17 protein-coding genes are annotated in these 19,055 nt (G+C 69.9%); 8 read left to right on the top strand and 9 right to left on the bottom strand.

Features of this window, described 5'->3' with window-relative positions; translation table 11 throughout:
* Positions 1 to 43 precede the first annotated feature (43 nt).
* The gene (locus tag ABZ272_RS00515; protein ID WP_355047724.1) at positions 44 to 1,507 is read right to left on the bottom strand and encodes a toll/interleukin-1 receptor domain-containing protein; all 1,464 of its coding nucleotides are present in this window, start codon (positions 1,505 to 1,507) and stop codon (positions 44 to 46) included.
* 2 nt (positions 1,508 to 1,509) lie between these two features.
* Positions 1,510 to 3,435, bottom strand: a complete 1,926-nt coding sequence (locus tag ABZ272_RS00510) for an AfsR/SARP family transcriptional regulator (RefSeq protein ID WP_355047723.1) — start codon at positions 3,433 to 3,435, stop codon at positions 1,510 to 1,512.
* 161 nt (positions 3,436 to 3,596) lie between these two features.
* Here ABZ272_RS00510 and ABZ272_RS00505 point away from each other — a divergent pair, with 161 nt between their 5' ends.
* From ABZ272_RS00505 to ABZ272_RS00475, 7 genes are all read left to right on the top strand, one after another.
* Positions 3,597 to 4,082 carry an HIT family protein gene (locus tag ABZ272_RS00505; RefSeq protein ID WP_355047722.1) on the top strand — a complete coding sequence of 162 codons (486 nt, stop codon included), beginning with the start codon at positions 3,597 to 3,599 and terminating at the stop codon, positions 4,080 to 4,082.
* Between the two features lie 217 nt (positions 4,083 to 4,299).
* Entirely contained in the window at positions 4,300 to 4,734 is a 435-nt protein-coding gene (locus ABZ272_RS00500) for a hypothetical protein (protein ID WP_355047721.1), read from the top strand.
* 140 nt (positions 4,735 to 4,874) lie between these two features.
* On the top strand, positions 4,875 to 5,798 hold the full coding sequence (locus ABZ272_RS00495; protein WP_355047720.1) for a hypothetical protein: 924 nt from the start codon (positions 4,875 to 4,877) through the stop codon (positions 5,796 to 5,798).
* A gap of 201 nt (positions 5,799 to 5,999) precedes the next feature.
* Positions 6,000 to 6,896 (top strand): ABC transporter ATP-binding protein, encoded by an 897-nt coding sequence (locus ABZ272_RS00490; protein WP_355047719.1) that lies wholly within the window; start codon positions 6,000 to 6,002, stop codon positions 6,894 to 6,896.
* A complete protein-coding gene (locus ABZ272_RS00485; protein WP_355047718.1) occupies positions 6,893 to 7,642 on the top strand; it encodes an ABC transporter permease in 750 nt (249 codons plus the stop codon). The genes ABZ272_RS00490 and ABZ272_RS00485 overlap by 4 nt, the downstream gene beginning before the upstream one ends.
* A 24-nt stretch (positions 7,643 to 7,666) precedes the next feature.
* Complete coding sequence (locus tag ABZ272_RS00480) at positions 7,667 to 8,821, top strand: histidine kinase (protein ID WP_355047717.1); 1,155 nt, start codon at positions 7,667 to 7,669, stop codon at positions 8,819 to 8,821.
* Positions 8,818 to 9,474, top strand: coding sequence for a response regulator transcription factor (locus ABZ272_RS00475; protein ID WP_355047716.1), 657 nt, complete (start codon positions 8,818 to 8,820; stop codon positions 9,472 to 9,474). The genes ABZ272_RS00480 and ABZ272_RS00475 overlap by 4 nt, the downstream gene beginning before the upstream one ends.
* Positions 9,475 to 9,602: 128 nt before the next feature.
* Here the strand turns inward: ABZ272_RS00475 and ABZ272_RS00470 are convergent, their stop codons facing one another.
* The gene (locus ABZ272_RS00470) at positions 9,603 to 10,487 is read right to left on the bottom strand and encodes a LysR substrate-binding domain-containing protein (protein ID WP_355047715.1); all 885 of its coding nucleotides are present in this window, start codon (positions 10,485 to 10,487) and stop codon (positions 9,603 to 9,605) included.
* Positions 10,488 to 10,571: 84 nt separating this feature from the next.
* Between ABZ272_RS00470 and ABZ272_RS00465 the strand changes: the two genes are divergently transcribed.
* Positions 10,572 to 11,885: an aspartate aminotransferase family protein gene (locus ABZ272_RS00465; RefSeq protein ID WP_355047714.1), complete on the top strand. Its 1,314-nt coding sequence runs from the start codon at positions 10,572 to 10,574 to the stop codon at positions 11,883 to 11,885.
* A 142-nt stretch (positions 11,886 to 12,027) separates the two neighbouring features.
* Here the strand turns inward: ABZ272_RS00465 and menC are convergent, their stop codons facing one another.
* The 6 genes from menC to ABZ272_RS00435 all read right to left on the bottom strand — a co-directional run bounded on the left by menC (position 12,028) and on the right by ABZ272_RS00435 (position 19,048).
* Positions 12,028 to 13,137, bottom strand: a complete 1,110-nt coding sequence (gene menC, locus ABZ272_RS00460) for an o-succinylbenzoate synthase (protein WP_355047713.1) — start codon at positions 13,135 to 13,137, stop codon at positions 12,028 to 12,030.
* Positions 13,134 to 13,997 (bottom strand): GNAT family N-acetyltransferase, encoded by an 864-nt coding sequence (locus ABZ272_RS00455; RefSeq protein ID WP_355047712.1) that lies wholly within the window; start codon positions 13,995 to 13,997, stop codon positions 13,134 to 13,136. Before ABZ272_RS00455 ends, menC begins: the two co-directional genes overlap by 4 nt.
* A gap of 14 nt (positions 13,998 to 14,011) precedes the next feature.
* The gene (locus tag ABZ272_RS00450; RefSeq protein WP_355047711.1) at positions 14,012 to 15,133 is read right to left on the bottom strand and encodes a M20/M25/M40 family metallo-hydrolase; all 1,122 of its coding nucleotides are present in this window, start codon (positions 15,131 to 15,133) and stop codon (positions 14,012 to 14,014) included.
* Position 15,134: 1 nt separating this feature from the next.
* Positions 15,135 to 16,481 (bottom strand): serine hydrolase domain-containing protein, encoded by a 1,347-nt coding sequence (locus tag ABZ272_RS00445; protein WP_355048238.1) that lies wholly within the window; start codon positions 16,479 to 16,481, stop codon positions 15,135 to 15,137.
* Positions 16,482 to 16,647: 166 nt separating this feature from the next.
* Positions 16,648 to 18,267 carry a helix-turn-helix domain-containing protein gene (locus ABZ272_RS00440; RefSeq protein ID WP_355047710.1) on the bottom strand — a complete coding sequence of 540 codons (1,620 nt, stop codon included), beginning with the start codon at positions 18,265 to 18,267 and terminating at the stop codon, positions 16,648 to 16,650.
* A 31-nt stretch (positions 18,268 to 18,298) separates the two neighbouring features.
* Entirely contained in the window at positions 18,299 to 19,048 is a 750-nt protein-coding gene (locus ABZ272_RS00435; protein ID WP_355047709.1) for an ATP-binding cassette domain-containing protein, read from the bottom strand.
* Positions 19,049 to 19,055 lie beyond the last annotated feature (7 nt).

Here is a 19,055-nt window from a genome sequence, read left to right as displayed (position 1 = left end):
CGCGTCGTGGCGTGCTGACCCGTCGCGCTGGCCCCGGCTCTACTCATGGTTGATCCCTTGGGGACAGCGGGTGCGAACCCACGGCCACCGAATGATGGCCGGCGGCCAGCGTGGTCTCAAGCTCGCGCAGAAACGAGTCGATCTCCTCCGCGATCCGGTCGGTCCTCAGTCGTTTTATGCGCACGTACAACACCCACGCCAACGGCCCGAGGATGGGGACAACAAGAGCCACCGCGACACTGCCCAGGATCCAAACCGGGCCCGCACCCTGACGACTGAGTCCCCACGGAAGCAACAGGGCGGGGAGAGTGACGGTCGGAAGTTGAAGCGAGATGAGAAGGATGAAGAAGATCTCCATCGACTTGATCTGATCGACCCAGCCTCGCCGAGTCTCCTCGCGCAGACCGTTCATCGCCTCCTCGAGACGCCCGTGCACCCACGCGGTCTGATCGCGCTCCAGGCGGGACAACGGCAAGGATCGGGAGGCCGAACGTTGCCGGTACTGTGCCATCACCCGGAGGGCACGGCCGCCGGCGGCCTCACCGCGGGCCGGGACAGCCGGCGGCCACTGCCGTGCAGCCTGCTCAAGGATGAGGTAATAGCCACCAACAATCGGCATGGCCATGAACACCAGGACGAATGAGACCAGGAAGCTGAGGCTTTCCCCGGTCGCATCGGGGGCCACCACCACACCAAGAATCAATCCCAGGACGAAGGTCATCGCCATGCCCTGCCCCAGCAGCAGGGCTGCCGGGTTCGCTACCACGAGGGCGCGTTCGAACCTGTTCAAGGATTCCGCCAGATGCAACGCTGCAGCCAAGAAGACAACAGGCAGCAGGGCGACGAAGAAGACCACCAGTGCGTAGGTCTGCAAAATCTCGCCAAGTGGATCTGACTCTGATTCTCTCGCTTGTGAGTAGTAGTACGGAAGGGCGGCGAGGATCGCTGGTCCGACCGCACCGGCGAGAACCCTCGTCAGCCGTCCGGAGACTCCGGATGTCTTCGCGGGCTCCTCGGGCGGAATCCAGGTCGGGTGGACGTGCGCCTCCAGCGCCTCGATCAACCGGGTGACGTCGAGGCGGAACGTGCCGTGCCGGATACGCTGCGACTGGCGTGCCGGAAGGTCGCGCATGTCCGCCGGAAGGTCATCCGCCACCGGGACAGGGGTCTCGCCCAGCAGGACCGGGACGACAACCGTGCCCGGCAGCCGCAACGCCTCCGCGATCTCCCAGCGGACCCAGTCCTTCGCCGGCCGGGTCGCCCGATGTCGGGTCTCCGCCAGCCAGCCGGGACCGATGATGGCGATCAGCACCTCGGCGTCGCTCAGCCGGGCCCGGAGCTGGTTGGGGTACCGCTCGCCGACGGGGATGGACTCCACATCCAGGAACACCTCGGTGTCCCCGAAGTGCCGCCGGAGTCGATCGGCGAGCGCCTCGACCAGAGCGGGTTCGCTGTCGTCGCCGGCCTCGCGGAAGTGGCGACGATAGTTCATGAAGATGCCGCTCATGCTCACCCGTTCCGTCGGGTGGAATCGTCGGCCGGTCCAAGGCCGTACGCGTCGGCTCGTGCCGCCGGCGTCAGGACCTCGGTGAGCCGGGCGGTCAATGGTGCGGCCGTGGGGTCCTGGTACCAGCGGGCCAGCAGCCGACGCAGTCGGCGCAGGTCGGTGCGGATGGTCGCCGAGTCGATCAGTTCGATGCCGTCCAGCACGTCCGGAGCGAGTTCCAGGGCCGCGTCGAGGTGGCCGGCGCCGACGTGGGCGAGCAGTCGGCGCACGCCATAACGGGCTCGGGCCCGGCTCGCCGCCGGGCTGATCCTGAGCACCTCCCGGTCGAGGATGTGCGCCGCCTCCCGGTACGACCCGAGATCGACCAGCCCCCACCCCTGCACGATCGCTGCCGGGTCCGGCATGTTGCCCGACCCGAACACGGGCATCCCGCCGGCCAACTGTCGGTGCGCCCGACCCACCTCCACCAGCGCCGCGCGGAAGTCGTCCGACCTGCCGATGAGGGCGGAGCCCTGAGCGACCCGTTCCAACGCCAGCCGCCGGAGTTGCGGCGGAGCGTCCGCGTCCCGCACCACTGGTGCGACAGCGGTCAACGTGCGCGCCGGATCGTCGTCGTAGAGGGCGATGTCAGCCTGACGGATTGCGAACAACCGGCCAAAATCCCTGTCGCCGGCAGCCTCGGCAAGAGCGACCGCGGTGCGGGTCCATTGCAGACAGGCGGCGTCATCGCCGGCCTCCTGTGCCATCCAACCGGTGAACTCGGCGTACCGGGCGGCCAGGTGAAGAATCTCCACGCGCTCGGCCAGCATGCTGACCTCGGCGAGTCCTCGCAGAGTCCGCACCTGCGCGGCGAGGGTCGGTAGCAACACCCGAGGGCTGGTCGTCTGCGCCGCCTGACGCATACGGCGCAGCAGTTCTTCGAACGGTGACGCACCATCAACCGAGCGGTCCGGCAGCGTCGATGGAAGCCACGCCGCGGGCAGCGGGGCCGGATTCGGGCCCGCTCCCCGGGACGGCGCCACGGCAGACCGGGCTCGCGGATGCCCCGGCGACTGGGGGCTGATCTCCAGGGCCGCGTCGTTGCGGAGGATCATCACCTGCAGCTGTCCCAGGTGCGGGTTGGGAGTCAGCCCCAGCTCGGCGAGGCGGTGGGCCAGCTGCTGGTATTCCCGGAGGGCGTCCGCCTGCCTGCCGCCGCGATACAGCGCGACCATCAGTTGCCCGACGAATCGTTCCCGCAGTGGATGTTCGGCGACCAACCCCGTCAGTTCGGAGGCCATCGCCTGGTGGTGACTCAGTCGCAGGTGGACCTCCACCCGCTCCTCCAGGCCGCAGATCCGGCGCTCGTCAAGCTTGGCCGCCCAAGCCTCGATCCAGGAGGTCCGCACCCCGTCGAGCGCCACCACTCCCCGCCACAGGCTGAGCGCCTCGTCGTACGCGTCGATCGCCTCCTGGTCCTGGTGGCGCCCGCTGAGCCGACGAGCCTCGTCGAGAAGCCTGTCGAACACCAGCGCGTCGAGGTCGGCCCGGTCGACGTTGATCTGGTAGCCCTCAGGGGCTCCACTGATCCGCTCACCTTCGACCTCATCGTGGAGTTGGCGCCGCAACTGCCAGACGCAGTTCTGCAGTTGTCGTCGCGCCGTCGCGGGAGGGTCGTCCCACACCACCCGGACCAGCCGATCGTGCGTCACCAGCCCGTTTGGCCTGGTCAGCAGCCCCGCCAGAATCCTCCGCTCCCGATGACCACGCAGGACGACAGGGCGGCCGTCCCGGAGAGCCCGCAGCGGACCGAGCACCGAAAACCTCACTGGAGCCTCCACCCATGGGAGGACTCGAATATACGGGGTCATCGCTCCGACCACCTCGGCAATTCGGGCCGCCCAGACCACCGTGCTCGTTGGCAGAAGGCGCATCTGCGGTAGCGGCATGGTGCCCTCACTCCCCACCGCACGTCGACTCTTCCACCTCGACTGAAGCAGAGTCGGGCGCGGTATGGGAGCGCCGCATACCAGAACGGTGAACACGTCGATGCCGGGGGAATTCGACTCTCGCTTCTGATGGGAGCATGCGGCGGAAGAGGGGCGAACGGATGAGCGACGACGTCGGGACCTGCGTGTTCTGCCAGATCGGTGACGGCACGGCAACGGCCCTGCGGATTTATGAAACCCCGCAGACGGTGGCTTTCGTCCCGCTACTGCCCGCGGCCGCCGGGCACACTCTGGTGATACCGCGAAGGCACGTGACCGACCTGTGGGCCTTGGCCTCGGAGGACGTCCAGCCGCTGATGGACACCGTTCTCGACGTGTCCCATGCCATCCGAGAGGCACTCGCGTCGGATGGTCTCAACCTGATCATTTCGGCCGGCCAGGCTGCCTCACAGACGATTCCCCACCTTCACATACACCTGGTTCCCCGCTGGCACGGGGATCCGATCCAGACCATCTGGCCGGCGCGGGCACCCACCATCGACACCACCAGGCTTGAGCGGACCGCTGAACGGATCCATGCCGCCATGCCGCCCTGTTCCCGGGCGCCCCGGCCCGCAGCAGGGGGACGACATGTCGGCCAGGTCTGACACCCGGACCATGACGGTCAACTGAGCCTCGCCACGCGGTTAGGCCACCGACCGCGTACGGACAATGCGGCGGTGGCAAGTCCATTCGATGCCTCCGCGGATCTGAACGTTTGCCCCAAGCGCTGGCCGCTCAACGACGAACGCCAGCGGAGAGATACAAGGACCGGACCAATGTGCGAATGCCTGGCCGTATGACCAGGCACCAAGGGAGGAACCCGTGAAGATCAACCGCAAAGTCCTGCACGGACTCGTCACTGCGGCCACCGCCTGCAGCGCCACGCTGATCGCCTTCCCCGAATCGGCGTCGGCCGGGGTCGAAACCAACTGCACCGTCCGCTCCGGCGGTCCGGTTGTCCTTTACTACGGGCAACAGCAGCAGGGGGCTTCCATCTGCCTCAACGGCTTGATCAACGACATGAAGAGCCCGGCTCTCTACTTCGGGCCGTCCGGCTCCGGCCACGGCACCCGGGTCTGGAACAACGCCGGCTCGGCAGCGAACTACGACACGACGTGGCGGCCGGTGATCTGGTCCGAGCCCGGCATGACTGGCCCGTCGTACGCGCTGGGCATCTGCTGCGATCAGGGCAGTGCGCCGTACGACCTCGCCGGTCTCACCAACGACAACCGGTCGCTCTCCTGGTCCGCCAACTAGCCAACATCCAGACACGTCAGACCCTCGTGGCACGTGACGCCGCCGGCCCTGCCGCCCGCGGTGTCATGTGCCACCGACAACAGCCGGGGGCAGCGAACATGGCATCGCACAGACGAAGAACCGCCCGGTGGGGCGCACTCATGCTGCTGCTCGCAACCGCGGCGGCTTGCTCCCCCGACCCGGACGACACAGGTGACCGTGGCGGCGTGGGCGAGATCACCATCACCAGTCCGCCCGCCGTCACCGAGATGCGCGGCGCCGACGGTGTCGCGGGACTGGTCCTGCCCATCGAGGCGTACCGGCTCGACGGCGAGCAGCGCCTCACCCTGGATCGGGCTCGATCCATCCTGATCGACGACTGCATGCGACGCTTCGGGATCGATCGCCGACAGCCCGCCGCAGCCACCGGCCGCGCGGGCCCTGAACCGATGTCGCGCCGGTACGGCGTCACCGACCCGGCCGTCGCCGCCAGGTGGGGATACCACCTCGCACCGGGTGAAGGCACCGTCGCTCGCACAGAGCCGGGTGCCGCCGTGCCGCCCGCCGAAATGCTCGTCTGGACCGGCAGCGAGGACGGCCGCCCGGCGCCAGCCGGGCAGCCCACCCGCACCTACCAGGGGCACGAGGTGCCCGCGGGCGGCTGCGCGGGCGAGGCGGGCCGCGAACTGCAGCTCACGAGCCCCGAGGACATCGCCGAGCACCTCGTCACCTCGATCGACTTCAACGCTTTCGACCAGGCGCGGACGGACAACCGGGTGCGCCAGGTGGTCGGCAGATGGTCTGCGTGCATGCACGAACAGGGCTACAACTACGTCGACCCGTTGACTGCTGCGGCAGCTGCGGATCTGCGCCCGGCCACGCCCTCAACCGCCGAGAAGCGGACCGCGACCGCGGACGTGGCGTGCAAGACCCGTAACAACGTCGTGGGTGTCTGGTTCTCGGTCGAGTCCGCGTACCAGACCGCGATGATCCAGGCGCACGCCCAGGATCTGCGCGCCGCCCAGCAGAGGATCGAGGTCGTGGCCCGGAACGCGCAAGCCGTGCTCGACCGCTTCGGCGGGTGATCGGGCGCGGAATACCAGAACTCGGTCAGATCTCGTCAGCACCCGGACGGCGACCGGCCCGTCCCCTGGCCCCGCTCGGGAGCCGTCAACGACGGCGTCAGTGACTCGAAGGTGCCGGTAGTACCGGGGTACCACGGGCAACCGCGAAGTGTCGACCGCGGTACCACGATCGTGGCGCTGCGCGCACCTAGCGTTGCGAACATGATTCAGATACGCGAGGTAACCAAGCGGTACGGTGCGAAGACAGTCGTCGACCGCCTGTCGTTCACCGCGAAGCCCGGACAGGTCACCGGCTTCCTCGGGCCCAACGGCGCCGGCAAGTCGACGACCATGCGGATGATCGTCGGCCTCGACGTGCCGACCTCCGGTGACGTGCTGGTCAACGGCAAGCCCTACACATCGTCGAAGGCACCGCTACACGAGATCGGCGTCCTGCTCGAGGCCAAGGCGGTACACCCCGGCCGCACGGCGGTCAGCCACCTTCTCGCCATGGCCCGCACCAACGGCATCCCGCGCTCCCGCGTCGACGAGGTGCTCGACCTGGCCGGCCTCTCGGCCGTCGCCCACAGGCGGGTCGGCGCGTTCTCCCTCGGCATGGGCCAGCGGCTCGGTATCGCCGCCGCCCTGCTCGGTGACCCGGCCGTGGTGATGCTCGACGAGCCGGTCAACGGCCTGGACCCCGAAGGTGTCCGCTGGGTGCGCAACCTGCTCACCGGCCTGGCCGCCGAAGGCCGCACCGTGATGCTGTCCTCGCACCTGATGAGCGAGGTCTCGCTGATCGCGGACCACCTGGTCATCATCGGCCGGGGCAGGCTGCTGGCCGACACCACCGTGGCCGATCTCGTGACCGCCGAAGGCGTCCGGGTCGTCACTCCCGCCCCGGACGCGTTGCGCACGACGATTGCCGGCCCGGGCATCACGGTGACCTCGACAGGTGCCGAGGAACTGCTCGTCGCCGGGGCCTCCGCCCGCGTAATCGGGCTGGCCGCGGCGTCCCGCGGCATCCCGCTGTTCGAACTCACCCCGCAGAACGCCTCACTGGAGGAGGCGTTCATGAACCTGACCCGCGACGCTGTCGAATACGAGGCCGCCCGATGAAGATCACCCCTGGCGGCGTCGTCGCCGCCGAATGGACCAAGTTCTCCTCCCTGCGCTCCACCTGGATCACGACCGGCATCTCCGTCTTCCTCCTGATCGCCTTCGGCATGATCGCCTCGGCCTCGTTCTCGGGCGACAACATGAGCTCCGTGGGCCTGGTCCTGTCCGGCAGCGTCCTGGCCGCCCTGGCCGTCGGCGTGCTCGGCGCGCTGCTGGGCGCGAGCGAATACACCACCGGCATGATCCGGGCGACCCTCGCCGCGGTGCCGCGCCGGTTGCCGGTGCTGTGGTCGAAGAGCCTCGTGGCCGGCTCGGCCGCCTTCGTCACGATGACCGCCGGCGCCTTCGCCGCTTTCGCGGCGGGAACGGCCGTACTCAACGACAATGTCGACGCCTTGGGCCTCGATGACGACGGTGTGCTGCGGGCCCTGGTCGGCGCCGGCCTCTATCTCGGCCTGGTCGCGGTGCTCGGCGTCGCCCTCGGCATGCTCGTCCGCTCCAGCGCCGGCGCCATCGCGATCCTGGCGGGCCTGCTGCTGATCGTGCCCGGTCTGGTGGCGCTGCTGCCGAACTCGATCTCCGAGGCCATCGCTCCCTACCTGCCGAGTAGCGCCGGCGACGCCATGATGGCGCTGAACCAGGCGGACGGCACCCTGGCCCCCTGGGCCGGTCTCGTGGTCTTCGCCGGGTACGTGGCCGTGACGCTCGCCGCGGCGGCGTACCGGTTGAAGACGACCGACGCGTGAGCGCGTAGAGGGGAGAATCCGGGGATGAGTACCCAGGGATGGCTGGTGGACCGGCAGGCCCGGCTACGAGCCTTCGACCGGCACCGCCCGTGGGTCACGGACACCCTGGTGGCCGTACCGATCGTGCTCTTCAGCATCCCCAACATCATCGAAGATCCACTGCCGGCGACGATCGCGACCCTGGTCCTGTTACCGCCGCTGTACTGGCGGCGGCGGTACCCGTTCCCGGCGTTCCTCGTCACCGCGGCCACCGAGTTGGTGCAGGGACTGCTGGACGTCCGTGTCGGCGCCGGCGTGATCCTGCTCGTGATGTTGTTCGCAGTGGCCTCGCGCGCTTCGTGGTGGGCGCTGACCTGGGCCACCGGGATCACCCTCGCTCTGCTGATCGCCGAGATCTACCTGATCGAACCGGTGACGGAGAACCGCACCACCACGCTGCTTCTGGTGATCGGCACATCCGGGGCCGCATTCGCGTTCGGCGTCGCCGTGCGCACCCGCCGGGCGTACCTCATCGCCCTCGAGGACCGCGCCGCCCGCCTGGAGGTCGAGCGGGACCAACGGGCCCGCCTCGCCGTCGCCGACGAGCGGGCCCGGGTGGCCCGCGAGATGCACGACATCGTCGGCCATCACGTCTCGGTGATCGTGGGCCTGGCCGACGGTGGCGCCGCGCTCGCGACCGCACGGGCCGAGCAGACCGCCGAACCACTGCGGTTGATCGGTGACACCGGCCGGCAGGCGCTGTCCGAGTTGCGCCGGGTACTGGGCGTGCTGCGCGAGGGAGACGCCGATCCACAGCTGAGCCCGCAGCCCGGCATCGACGATCTCGACCGGCTTCTGCCGAGCGTGCGGGCGGCCGGGCTGCCGGTCACCTACTCCACCTCGGGCGAGCTGCACACCCTCAACCGGGGTGTGCAGCTCGCGGTCTACCGCATAGTCCAGGAAGCTCTCACCAACACCCTCAAACACGCGGGGCCCGGCGCGTCCGCGACCGTCACGCTCGCTGCCAGCGATCAAGAGATCCGGGTACGCGTTCGCGACAACGGCCGGGGCACTCCGGCCCTCCCAAGCCACGGCCTGCTCGGCCTACGCGAACGCGCCGCCATGTATGGCGGAGTGGTGACCGCCGGCCCCACGGAGAACGGCTGGCTCGTCGATGTCGTCCTCAAGGAGCCCTCGTGACCACCGTCCTGATCGCCGACGACCAACAGTTGCAGCGGATGGGCTTCAAGATGCTCCTCGACGGCACACCCGGCATCACCGTGGTGGGCGAGGCCGCCACCGGTGCCGAGGCAGTGCGAAAGGTCGATCAGACCCGGCCCGACGTGGTGCTGATGGACGTACGCATGCCCGGCATGGACGGCATCGAAGCCACCCGCCGCCTCACCGCGGCCGGCACCCGCACCCGGGTGCTGATCCTGACCACGTTCGACCTGGACGAATACGTCTACGCGGGCCTGCGAGCCGGAGCGAGCGGGTTCCTGCTCAAGGACGCCCGCCCCGAGGAACTGATCGCCGGCATCCACGCCGTCGCCAGCGGAGACTCGGTGGTAGCCCCCAGCCTGACCCGGAAACTGATGGACGCCTACCTCCAGGATCCAGCGCCGACCGCAGCCCCGGACCCCCGCCTGGCCACCCTGAGCGAACGCGAACGGGAGGTCCTCGAAGCGATCGGCCAGGGCGCCACCAACACCGAGATCGCCGAACGCTTCACCCTCACCGAATCCACCGTCAAGAAGCACGTCGGACGCGTCTTGGCCAAGATCGAAGCGCGAGATCGAATCCAGGCGGTCATCTTCGCGTACGACAACGGCCTGGTTCAACCACGCGCCTGAACACCTGTCGTCACGTCCCCGGGTCGGATCCGTCGCGTGCGTCCGCCGCCGATGGGATGCCCTCTCGGATGTGGACCACCGCACCGGTCGCGCTGGGCTCGCCCGACCGACGGCCCGACCGACGTCGGTCACCCTCCCTTCAGGGCACTGAGCACGGCCGCAACCTCGGGGCGTGACGCCGCCGGTCGCCGGGCCCCGGCGGTGATGCGCCGGGTCAGCGGCGGGTTCAGGGGCCGGGTCACCACCCGGTACCGCGGGTCCACCGCCAGTTTCGGCAGCAGGGTGATCGAGCGGCCGTTCTCCACCTGCTGGAGCGCCAGCATGTAGTTGTTGAAGCGACAGACCACCACGGGCTCGAAGCCGGCCTCCCGGCACAGCCGGGTGGACAGCTCGGACATGTACGAGCCGGTGACGTCGAACGTCCAGCGCTGCTGCGCACACTCCTCCAGGGTGACCGACTCGCCGCTGGCCAGCGGATGCTCCGGGGGCAGCACGAGCACGATCGGATCGGTGGCGAGCGGAACCAGGTGGATCTCCGGGGAGAGCTCGGCACCGGCGAAGTCGGCCGTCGTGATGATCAGGTCGACGTCGCCGCGACGCAGCGCCGGCATGCTCTCGTGTGGCTCCAACTCCAGCAACACCACGCTCACGTCCGGGTGTCGGGCCGCGAGACGGGCGAGCGCCGGTTCGGCGAGGGCTTGTACGGCACTCTGGAACGCGGCCACGGTGACGGTGCCGGCGGGTTCGTCGGCGAGGCGGCGCAGTTCCGCCTCGGCCGCGTCCATGGCCGCGAGGATTTCCCGAGCCCGGCCGGCGAGCAACATTCCGGCGGCGGTGAGCCGCACCCGGCGCCCGGTGCGTTCCAGCAGCGCGGTCCGGGTCTCCCGTTCCAGCGTGATCAGCTGCTGCGACACCGCCGACGGGCTCAGGTTGCCGCGCTGGGCGACGGCCCGGACGGTGCCGTAGGTCGCCAGGTCGGCGAGCAGGCGCAGCCGCCACGGATTCAGCGTCATGACCCCGGACTGTACGGCTCTGCTTAACAGCGACAGCGGAAATGTGCGATGGACGTGCCTGACCGGGCTGCCTAGCGTCGGTCCATGGTTGATTCGTTCTGGTCCGACGCCGATCGTCACCTGGTCCGCTACATCGGTGCGGGCAGCTTCGTACGTGAGATCATCGAGCGGGCCGAGGGCAGTTTCGTCTTCACCGCCGACGGCCGCCGCCTGCTCGACTTCACGTCGGGACAGATGAGCGCGATCCTCGGCCACTCCCACCCGGCCGTCGTGGCCACGATCCACCGGCAGGCGGCCACTCTCGACCACCTGTTCAGTGGCATGCTGAGCCGGCCCGTGGTCGAGCTGGCACGCCGCCTCGCCGGCTCGCTGCCCGCGCCGCTGGACAAGGTCCTGCTGCTCACCACCGGCGCGGAATCCAACGAGGCCGCGATCCGGATGGCGAAGCTGGTCACCGGCCGGCACGAGATCATCTCGTTCGCCCGGTCGTGGCACGGGATGACGCAGGCGGCGGCGAGCGCCACCTACAGCTCGGGACGCAAGGGCTACGGGCCCGCGGCGCCCGGCAACTTCGCGATCCCCACGCCGAACGCGTACCGGCCCGACTTCACCCTTCCCGGCGGCGAGCTGGACTGGCGGCGTCAACTGGAGTTCGCGTTCGAGCTGTTCGACGCCCAGTCGGTGGGCAGCCTGGCGGCGTGCGTCGTCGAGCCGATCCTCAGTTCCGGCGGGGTGATCGACCTGCCGCCGGGATACCTCGTGGCGCTGCGCGACAAGGTGCACGAGCGGGGAGGGCTGTTGATCCTCGACGAGGCGCAGACCGGTCTGTGCCGCACCGGTGAGTGGTACGCGTTCCAGCGTGACGGTGTCGTACCGGACATCCTGACCCTGTCCAAGACGCTCGGCGCCGGCCTGCCGCTGGCCGCTGTGGTGACCAGCCCGGAGATCGAGCGGACGGCGCACGAGCGCGGCTTCCTCTTCTTCACCACGCACGTCTCGGACCCACTGGTGGCCGCGGTCGGCAACACCGTCCTGGACGTACTGGAGGCCGACCGGCTCGACGAACAGGCGGCGCAACTGGGCTCGTACCTGCGAAAGGGTCTTCAGGAAATCAGGCAACGGCACCCGGTGGTCGGCGACGTGCGTGGGCGCGGGCTGCTGGTCGGGCTCGAGCTGGTCAGCGACCGGGAGTCGAAACGACCGGCCGACGCGCTGGGCGCCGCGGTGACAGGGCGTTGCTTGGAGCTGGGCCTGCACATGAACGTGGTCCAGTTGCCCGGCATGGGCGGCGTCTTCCGCATCGCGCCAGCGCTCACCTCCACCCACGCCGAGCTGGACCTGGGCCTGGAAATCCTCGACCGTGCGCTCGCCGACGTGGCACCGCGCTTCATGCCCTGATACGCCAGGGGTGGCTGTTTCTCAACGCTTGTTGCAGGTGACGTCCGGCCGAATCGATTCAGCGGGTGCTGGGGCACTTTTTCGTCCCGTGCCGCCGGGCAGCGGGGGCGGTCAACGCCCCCGCGAGACCTGGGCGGACGATTCAGGCCAGGGGTAGCCATTCGAGCGATGTCGTCATCTCGGCGAGGATCTCCGGCACCGGAGCCACGCCGATTCCGAAGCCGTTGGGAACGGTGAGGTGTCCGTCGTCCAGGACGAACGGCTCGGTCAGATCCGTTCGGTAGTAACGGCCGGAGGCGGAGGTGTCCCCGGGCAAGGTGAAGTTCGGCAACGCCGCGAGCGCCACGTTGGCCGCTCGACCGATGCCGGTCTCGAGCATGCCGCCGCACCACACCGGTACACCATGGGCCGCGCAGACGTCGTGGATGCGCCTGGCCTCGAGATAGCCACCGACCCGACCCGGCTTGACGTTGACGATCTGGCACGCGCCGAGGCGGATCGCATCCGCAGCCGCACGCGCCGAGATGATCGACTCATCGAGGCAGATGGGAGTGCGCACCTGCCGCGCCAGCGCCGCATGACCCAGGACGTCCTCCTCGTCGAGCGGCTGCTCGATCAGCAGCAGCCCGAACGGGTCAAGCGCGGCCAGCAGCGCGACATCCCCGAGCGTGTACGCGGTGTTCGCGTCGACCTGCAGGAGTACGTCGTCGCCGAAGCGTTCCCGCACCGCGCGGACGGGCTCGACGTCCCAGCCGGGCTGAATCTTCAGCTTGATCCGAAGATAACCCTCATCGAGGTAACCCTCTACATCGGATACGAGTCTCTCGACCGAGTCCATGATCCCGACCGAGACGCCGGCCGGCACCCTGTCCCGCACCGCACCGAGCTCACGCGCCAGGCTCCGGCGACCGGCCCGCAATTCCGCGTCGAGCACCGCTGTCTCCAACGCCGCCTTCGCCATCCGGTGTCCCTTGAACCGATGCAGCGTCGGGCCGACAGCGGTCGCGTCGGCAGGTGGCCGGGCAGCGAGGGCGGGGATCAGATACCGACGCAGGACGTCCGCGGCGGCCTCGACGTACTCACTGGAGTAGAGCGGGTCGGCCATCGCCACGCACTCCCCCCAGCCTTCCGCCTCGTCCGTGACCGCGCGAACCAGCAGGATGTCCCGGTCGTGTTCGACCCCGAACGAGGTCCGGAACGGCGCCACCAAAGGCATGCGGACACGGCGTAACTCGATGCCGGTGAGTTTCATCCATCTCTCCTCGTCGCACTGTCACGCCTCAGCAGGTACCACCCTGCCCGGTCGAATCCGAGGACCGTCGCGCCTTCGGCCAGCAATGAGCCCAGCACCTCCCGCAGTGCCCGGCGCCACTGGCGGGCGGCTGCCGGGTCAACGACGCGCAGCTTCTCGATGTCCGCAGGGGTGGCCACGAGCAGGTCGTCACCAGCGTTGCTGCCGATAACCGGCGCGCCGTCGGCATCTCGGTCGAGCGCCACCGCCGCACCCGCTCGCCGCCGTGCGGTGGCGTCCCATCGGCGTACGCTGCCAGCCGACGCCCGCCGTACCTCAGGGTCCGCGAGATTCCAATGCAGGAGCAGGCGATCGGTGTCGTCGTCGCCGTTGATCCGGTCGTGCATGCTGCCGTAGAAGTTCGTCAGGTAACGCGTCGGCGTCGCCGCCAGCTTCACCAGATTGAAGTACGCGTTCCGGCCGACGAGCGGATCGAACGTCCACGCGATCGTGGTCGCGTCCTGCCGCAGCGCCCAGGCCCGCTGGTGCAGCTTCAGGGCGTGTCCCACCCCGCGGCCCATCACGGTGGCCGAGACTCCGGCGATGTGACTGTGCAGTTCGCGGCGCTCAGGGGCGGCGAAGAAGCCCACGCACGCCCCGACGAGCGCCCTGCCGTCGAACGCCCCGGCCACATAGTTGCCCGCCAGGCTGAACGCGCGCAGAAGCTCGGGCGTCATCGGTGGATTGTCCGGAGCCCGTTGCCAGATGCTGATCAGCAGCCGGTGCACGGCCCGCAGGTCGTCGAGCTCGGTCAGTGCCGCGACGCGGACCCGGGCCGCCGCCGCGGAGGCCGAAGCGTCATCCTCGGGGGTGCTGGTCACCACAAAGGCCTCACTCACGGCTGCTCCAGTAGGGCCCCGATGAGCGCGGCCACCAATGCCGCCCGGTCCGCGATCTCCGCGACCACGACATGCTCGGAGTCGGCGTGCGCCCCGCCGCCGACCGCCCCGAGCCCGTCCAGGGTGGGTGTGCCCACGCCAGCGGTGAGGTTCCCGTCCGACGCGCCTCCGACGGCAGCCCGCCCGGGGACCGGCAGACCGATGTCTCGCGCCGCTGCTGCGGCCCGTTCGTACAGCGCCTCGGACGCCGAAGGCGGCAGCGGCGGCCGGTTCGGCCCGCCCTCGACGCTCAGCCGGGTGCCCGGAACGGCCGGCCGCAGCTCCCGCAGGGCGAGATCGACCCGTCGCTGCTCGTCGATGTCACGCACGCGCACGTCCACGACGAAGGTGCCGTTCGCCGGAACGGTGTTGCCCGTGCTGCCGGCGGACATCGCGGTCGGCACCACGCTCGTACCTCGGCTCGGATCGGCCAGGGCGAGAACGGCGAGGACCTGGTGGGCGACCTCGACCCCGGCGTTGATCCCACGCTCGGGTTCCAGGCCGGCGTGCGCGGCGAGTCCCTCGACGTGCACGACGTAGCGGGACATGCCCTTGCGGGCGGTCTTGAGAGCGCCCCGGGCGGCGGAAGCCTCCAACACCAGAGCTGCCGCGGCGCCCGCCGCCTCCTGTTCGATCAGTGATCGGGAGCTGGGCGATCCCAGCTCCTCGTCGCCGGTCACGAGGAGCGTCACGCCGTTGCGGTCGTCCAGCTCGGCAACCGCGTGCAGTGCCTGGACGACGCCGACCTTCATGTCGAAGCACCCCGGTCCGCGCAGGATCCCGTCCGTCACCTCGTACGGCCGGTCGCGAAGGGAACCGATCGGCCAGACCGTGTCGTGGTGACCCAGCAGCAGCACCGTCGGCCGCCCGGAACCGAAGCGCCACCGCAGGTGGGTGTGCCCGTCGAGAACGATCTTCTCTGGTGGCACGCCGAGCCGCCGCTGCCCGACGGCCGCCAGGACGTCGGCGCTCCGGGCCACGGCGGCGAGGTCGGCCGATGGCGACTCGCACCCGACCAGCTCGGCGATGTCCTCCAACATGTCCGGCAGACGACGGGTGAGGCGTTCCCGCAGGCTCATCTCACGTCACCTTCGGCGTGGCGCGAACGCCGAGGTGCAGGTACCGCTCCCCCGTGGGCAGCCGGTAGAACGTCACCGGCATCCATGAGTCCCGGTCCGGCAGACGGATCGCGAACAGATCCGTGCCGACCGCGATCAGAGCCAGTTCCTTGACGGGATCGGGCGTCAGCTCGGCGAGCGGGCCGGTCACGGTCATCCGCAGCACCGGGCCGTCCGCGCCGTCGAGAATCTCCAACCGGGTGCTCGCTCGCTCGTACGTGCCCAGGTGCGGTGTCACGTCCACCGACACCGGCTCGGCGGGGGGCGTGAACGGCGGTGGCATCGTCACGCCGGCGAGGTCGGCGAAGATCTCCCGGTACAGATCGCGGTAGAGGTCCCCGGCGCTGCCACCGTTGGTCAGCAGCGCCACCGCCATGTTCTGCTCCGGCAGCAACCGCAGAAAGGCCGCCTGCCCGATGGTGTTGCCGTCGTGGCCGATGAGCCGCCGCCCGTCCCAGCCGAAGCGGATCCAGCCCAGACCCCACGAGTCGCCGAGGGTGTGCCGGTCGGGCAGGTCGACCTCGTGTGCCGCCATCGCCGCGGTGCTGCGCTCGCTGAGCACGCGGGTGCCGTCCTCCGCCACACCCCCGGTGAGGTGCATCCGGGCGAAGCGCAGCAGGTCCGCGACACTGGCGTTGATGAGGCCGGCCGGCCCGAGCGCACGCGGGAGCATCCACTGCGGGACCCGTTCCGGGCCCTCGGCGCTGTCGGTGTGCCCGCACGCGGTCCGTTCCAACAGGGCCTCCTCGGGCAGCGTGCTGGTACGCGCCAACCCGAGCGGCCCGGCCAGCCGGGTCCGGACAGCGGCGTCCCAGGTCATCCCGGTCAGCTTCTCGATGACGAGCCCGGCCAGCACGAACCCCGAGTTGCAGTACGACCAGGTGGCGCCGAGCGGATGGTTCTGCGCCTCTTCGCGCAGCGTTGCCACGTACTTCTCCAGACAGTCGTCCCCGCGGCCGGTGTCGGTGAAGACGTCGCCGTCGATGCCACTGGTGTGGGCGAGCAGGTGCCGCATCGTCACCCGCGCGGCCACCGTCGGGTCCGACAGGGCGAGTTCCGGCAGCACCCGGACCACCGGATCGTCGAGATCGAGTAGCCCTTCATCCACCAACTGCATCGCGAGGGTCGCGGTCCACACCTTGCTGACGGAGCCGATCTGGAACACCGAATCGGTGGTCGTCTCGACCCCGGTGTTCACATTGAGAACGCCGTACGCGGCCTCGACGAGTTCGTCCGGTCCGTCCGGGCGCAGTCGCAGGATGCCGAGCGTGGCGCCGGGAACACGGTGCTGTTCGGCAAGCGCGGCCAGGCGACGCTGCCAGATTTCAACGTTGATGTCCGTCGACCTTCCTTTCCGGGTGGCTCCTGGCGTTGGGGAACTCTGGTACGAAGCTTGCCGGTCACCGCGATCGCTGTCTTGGTGCAGCGGCACGAGACGGGCCCGCCGCTCTCGTCCGGACGACCAAGATCGGCTGTCAGAGTCCGAACACGCGCAGCTGGAGCATCACGCCGAAGCGCGCGTGCGGATCGGTCAGATCCAGGCCGCCCAGCTCGGCGAGGCGTCGCAACCGGTACCGGAACGTGTTGGGATGCACGTGCAACGCCGCGGCCGCCGCGACCACGTCACCGAACGCGTCCAGCCAGGCCGACAGCGTTTCGACGAGGCTTGACTGGTGCTCCGCGTCGTACGCGATCAGCCGCGCCACCACGCCGCTGGGTGCGTCCCCACGAGCCGCGATGGCATCGGCCATGTCGAGCAGCAACGCCTCGGTGTACACGTCGGCGAGGTGAGCGACCCGGCGCGAACCGCCCCGCCCGACGCACAGCACGCGAAGCGCCCGGTCGGCGCTGGTGCGGGCGGCGGGCAGGTCGGTGGGTGTGTTCGCCACCGGGCTCACACCGGCCATCGCCGGCAGTCGGGTGCCGATCCGATCGAGGAACCCGGCGGTCACCCGGGCCGCCTGCTTCTCCGGCGCGTCGCGGCCGACCGGCAACAGCCCGTACGTCACGTCGCCGAGCAGGGCGACCGCGCTGGCCGGATGCACCGTGCCCAGATGCATCGCCAGCGCGTCTCCGAGGCGCTGGCGTTGCGCGGCGACCCCGGATCGGTCGTCGACGCCCGGGGTGATCCGCTCGGTCGGCGCGAGCGCGAGCACCACCAGCGGCTGTTCGGTGAGCCCCAGCCGGGCCAGAGCCTCCCGAGCGCCCGAGCCTCCCTCCAGCGCTGTGCTGACCAGGTCGGTCCGCAACCGTCGTGCGACGTCCGCGCCGGCCCGTAACCGCAGCAGGTGCAGGGCGACCAGTTTCGCCGCGTCGCTGAAGGCACGGGACCGGTCCGGGCTCAGCGGCTTGCGTACGGCTGCCCAGATGGAGCCGAGGAACTCGTCGCCGGCGCGGACCGCCACGGCGACGCGCGGCACCAGGAAGGTGGCCATGCTGGGCAGCGGTGCCACGAACACCGGCTGCTCGCTGTGGTGCACGTCGTGGATGACGCCGGATTCGGCCAACAGTCGGGCGTACCGTTCCGGCACCTGCCGACCGAGGATCGTCTCCACCCGGGACTCGTCGGCCTCCTCCTGACGCCCGGAGAACGCCAGCACCCTTGAGTCCGGGTCCTCGATGGTGACCGGCGCGTCGACCAGGGCCGCGACCGCGTTGGCCACCGCGAACAGATCCCCACTGGGCATCCCGCCGAGAGTCTCCGGTCCGGCGTCGCCGACGTCGCCCTGACCGAGCATGGACCGCAGCAGGGCGGCGAGCTGCGCCCAGGATGCGCCGCGGGTCAGGGCGAGCAGCGCCACCCCGGACTCCTGGGAGGCAGATCGCAGCGTGTCGGAGTCGGCGAGGGGACCCCGGACCACGAGACCGGCGGCGCCGTGCGTGCCGAGCGCACGCAGCAGATCGGCGATCTCGTGGACTTCCCGCAGGCCGACGCCGAGCACCAGGGCGTGCGGCGGCAGAACGAGCTCGTCCAACGGATCGTGGATCGAGACGCCGCCGATCGGCGCGCCGGTGTGCGAGTCGCCGTGGACCAGATCGAGCAACGTGGCGCCGAGGTCGTCGAGGATCCGGCCCAGGCTCGCACGAGGCTGCATCGAATGACTGCCGTCCTGTCTCGGCCGGGGCCTACGCCCCGGCGTGCGGAATCGCGGCGAGCAGGTCGCGGGTGTAGGGGTCCCGCGGATCCATCAGCACGTCGTCCACCGGGCCGTACTCCACGATGCGGCCCTGGTGCATGACCGCCACGAGGTCGCTGACGTAGCGCACCACCGCGAGGTTGTGCGAGATGAACAGCATTGTCAACCGCATCCGCCGCTGCAGATCCCGGACCATGTTGAGCACGGCACCCTGAATGGAGACATCCAGCGCGGAGGTGATCTCGTCGGCAACCAGGACCTCGGGTTGCCCGGCGAGCGCCCGCGCGAGCGCGACCCGCTGCCGTTGACCGCCGGACAGTTGATCCGGGCTGGCGGTGGACAGTTCGGGCGGCAGATCGACGAGGCCGAGCAGCCGCGCGACCTCGGCGCGGCGCTGCGCCGTGGTGCTGCCGCGGGGCACGGCCTCGGCGATCGACGCGCCGATCCCCATCCGGGGATCGAGTGCGGAGTACGGGTCCTGGAAGACCATCTGCAACGGACGTCGTCCGCCCGCCCGAACCGCGTCCAGCGGTTGCCCGCCGAGCAGGATCCGGCCGCCGGTGACGGGCGTCAGCCCGGCTGCGGCGCGGGCCAGTGTCGACTTGCCCGACCCGGACTCGCCAACCAGGCCGACGACCGCTCCGGCCGGCACCGTCAGGTTCACCCTGTCGACCGCCACGGTCCCGCGCCGGCGGGCGCCGAACCGCACGGTGACGTCCTCGAAGACAAGCTCGGGCATGTCGGCC

It is taken from the genome of Micromonospora sp. NPDC005979, from assembly GCF_040614415.1.
Lineage (GTDB): Bacteria > Actinomycetota > Actinomycetes > Mycobacteriales > Micromonosporaceae > Micromonospora.
The sequence above is the reverse complement of the archived record's forward strand: the minus strand, read 5'-3'. Positions and strand labels throughout refer to the sequence as shown.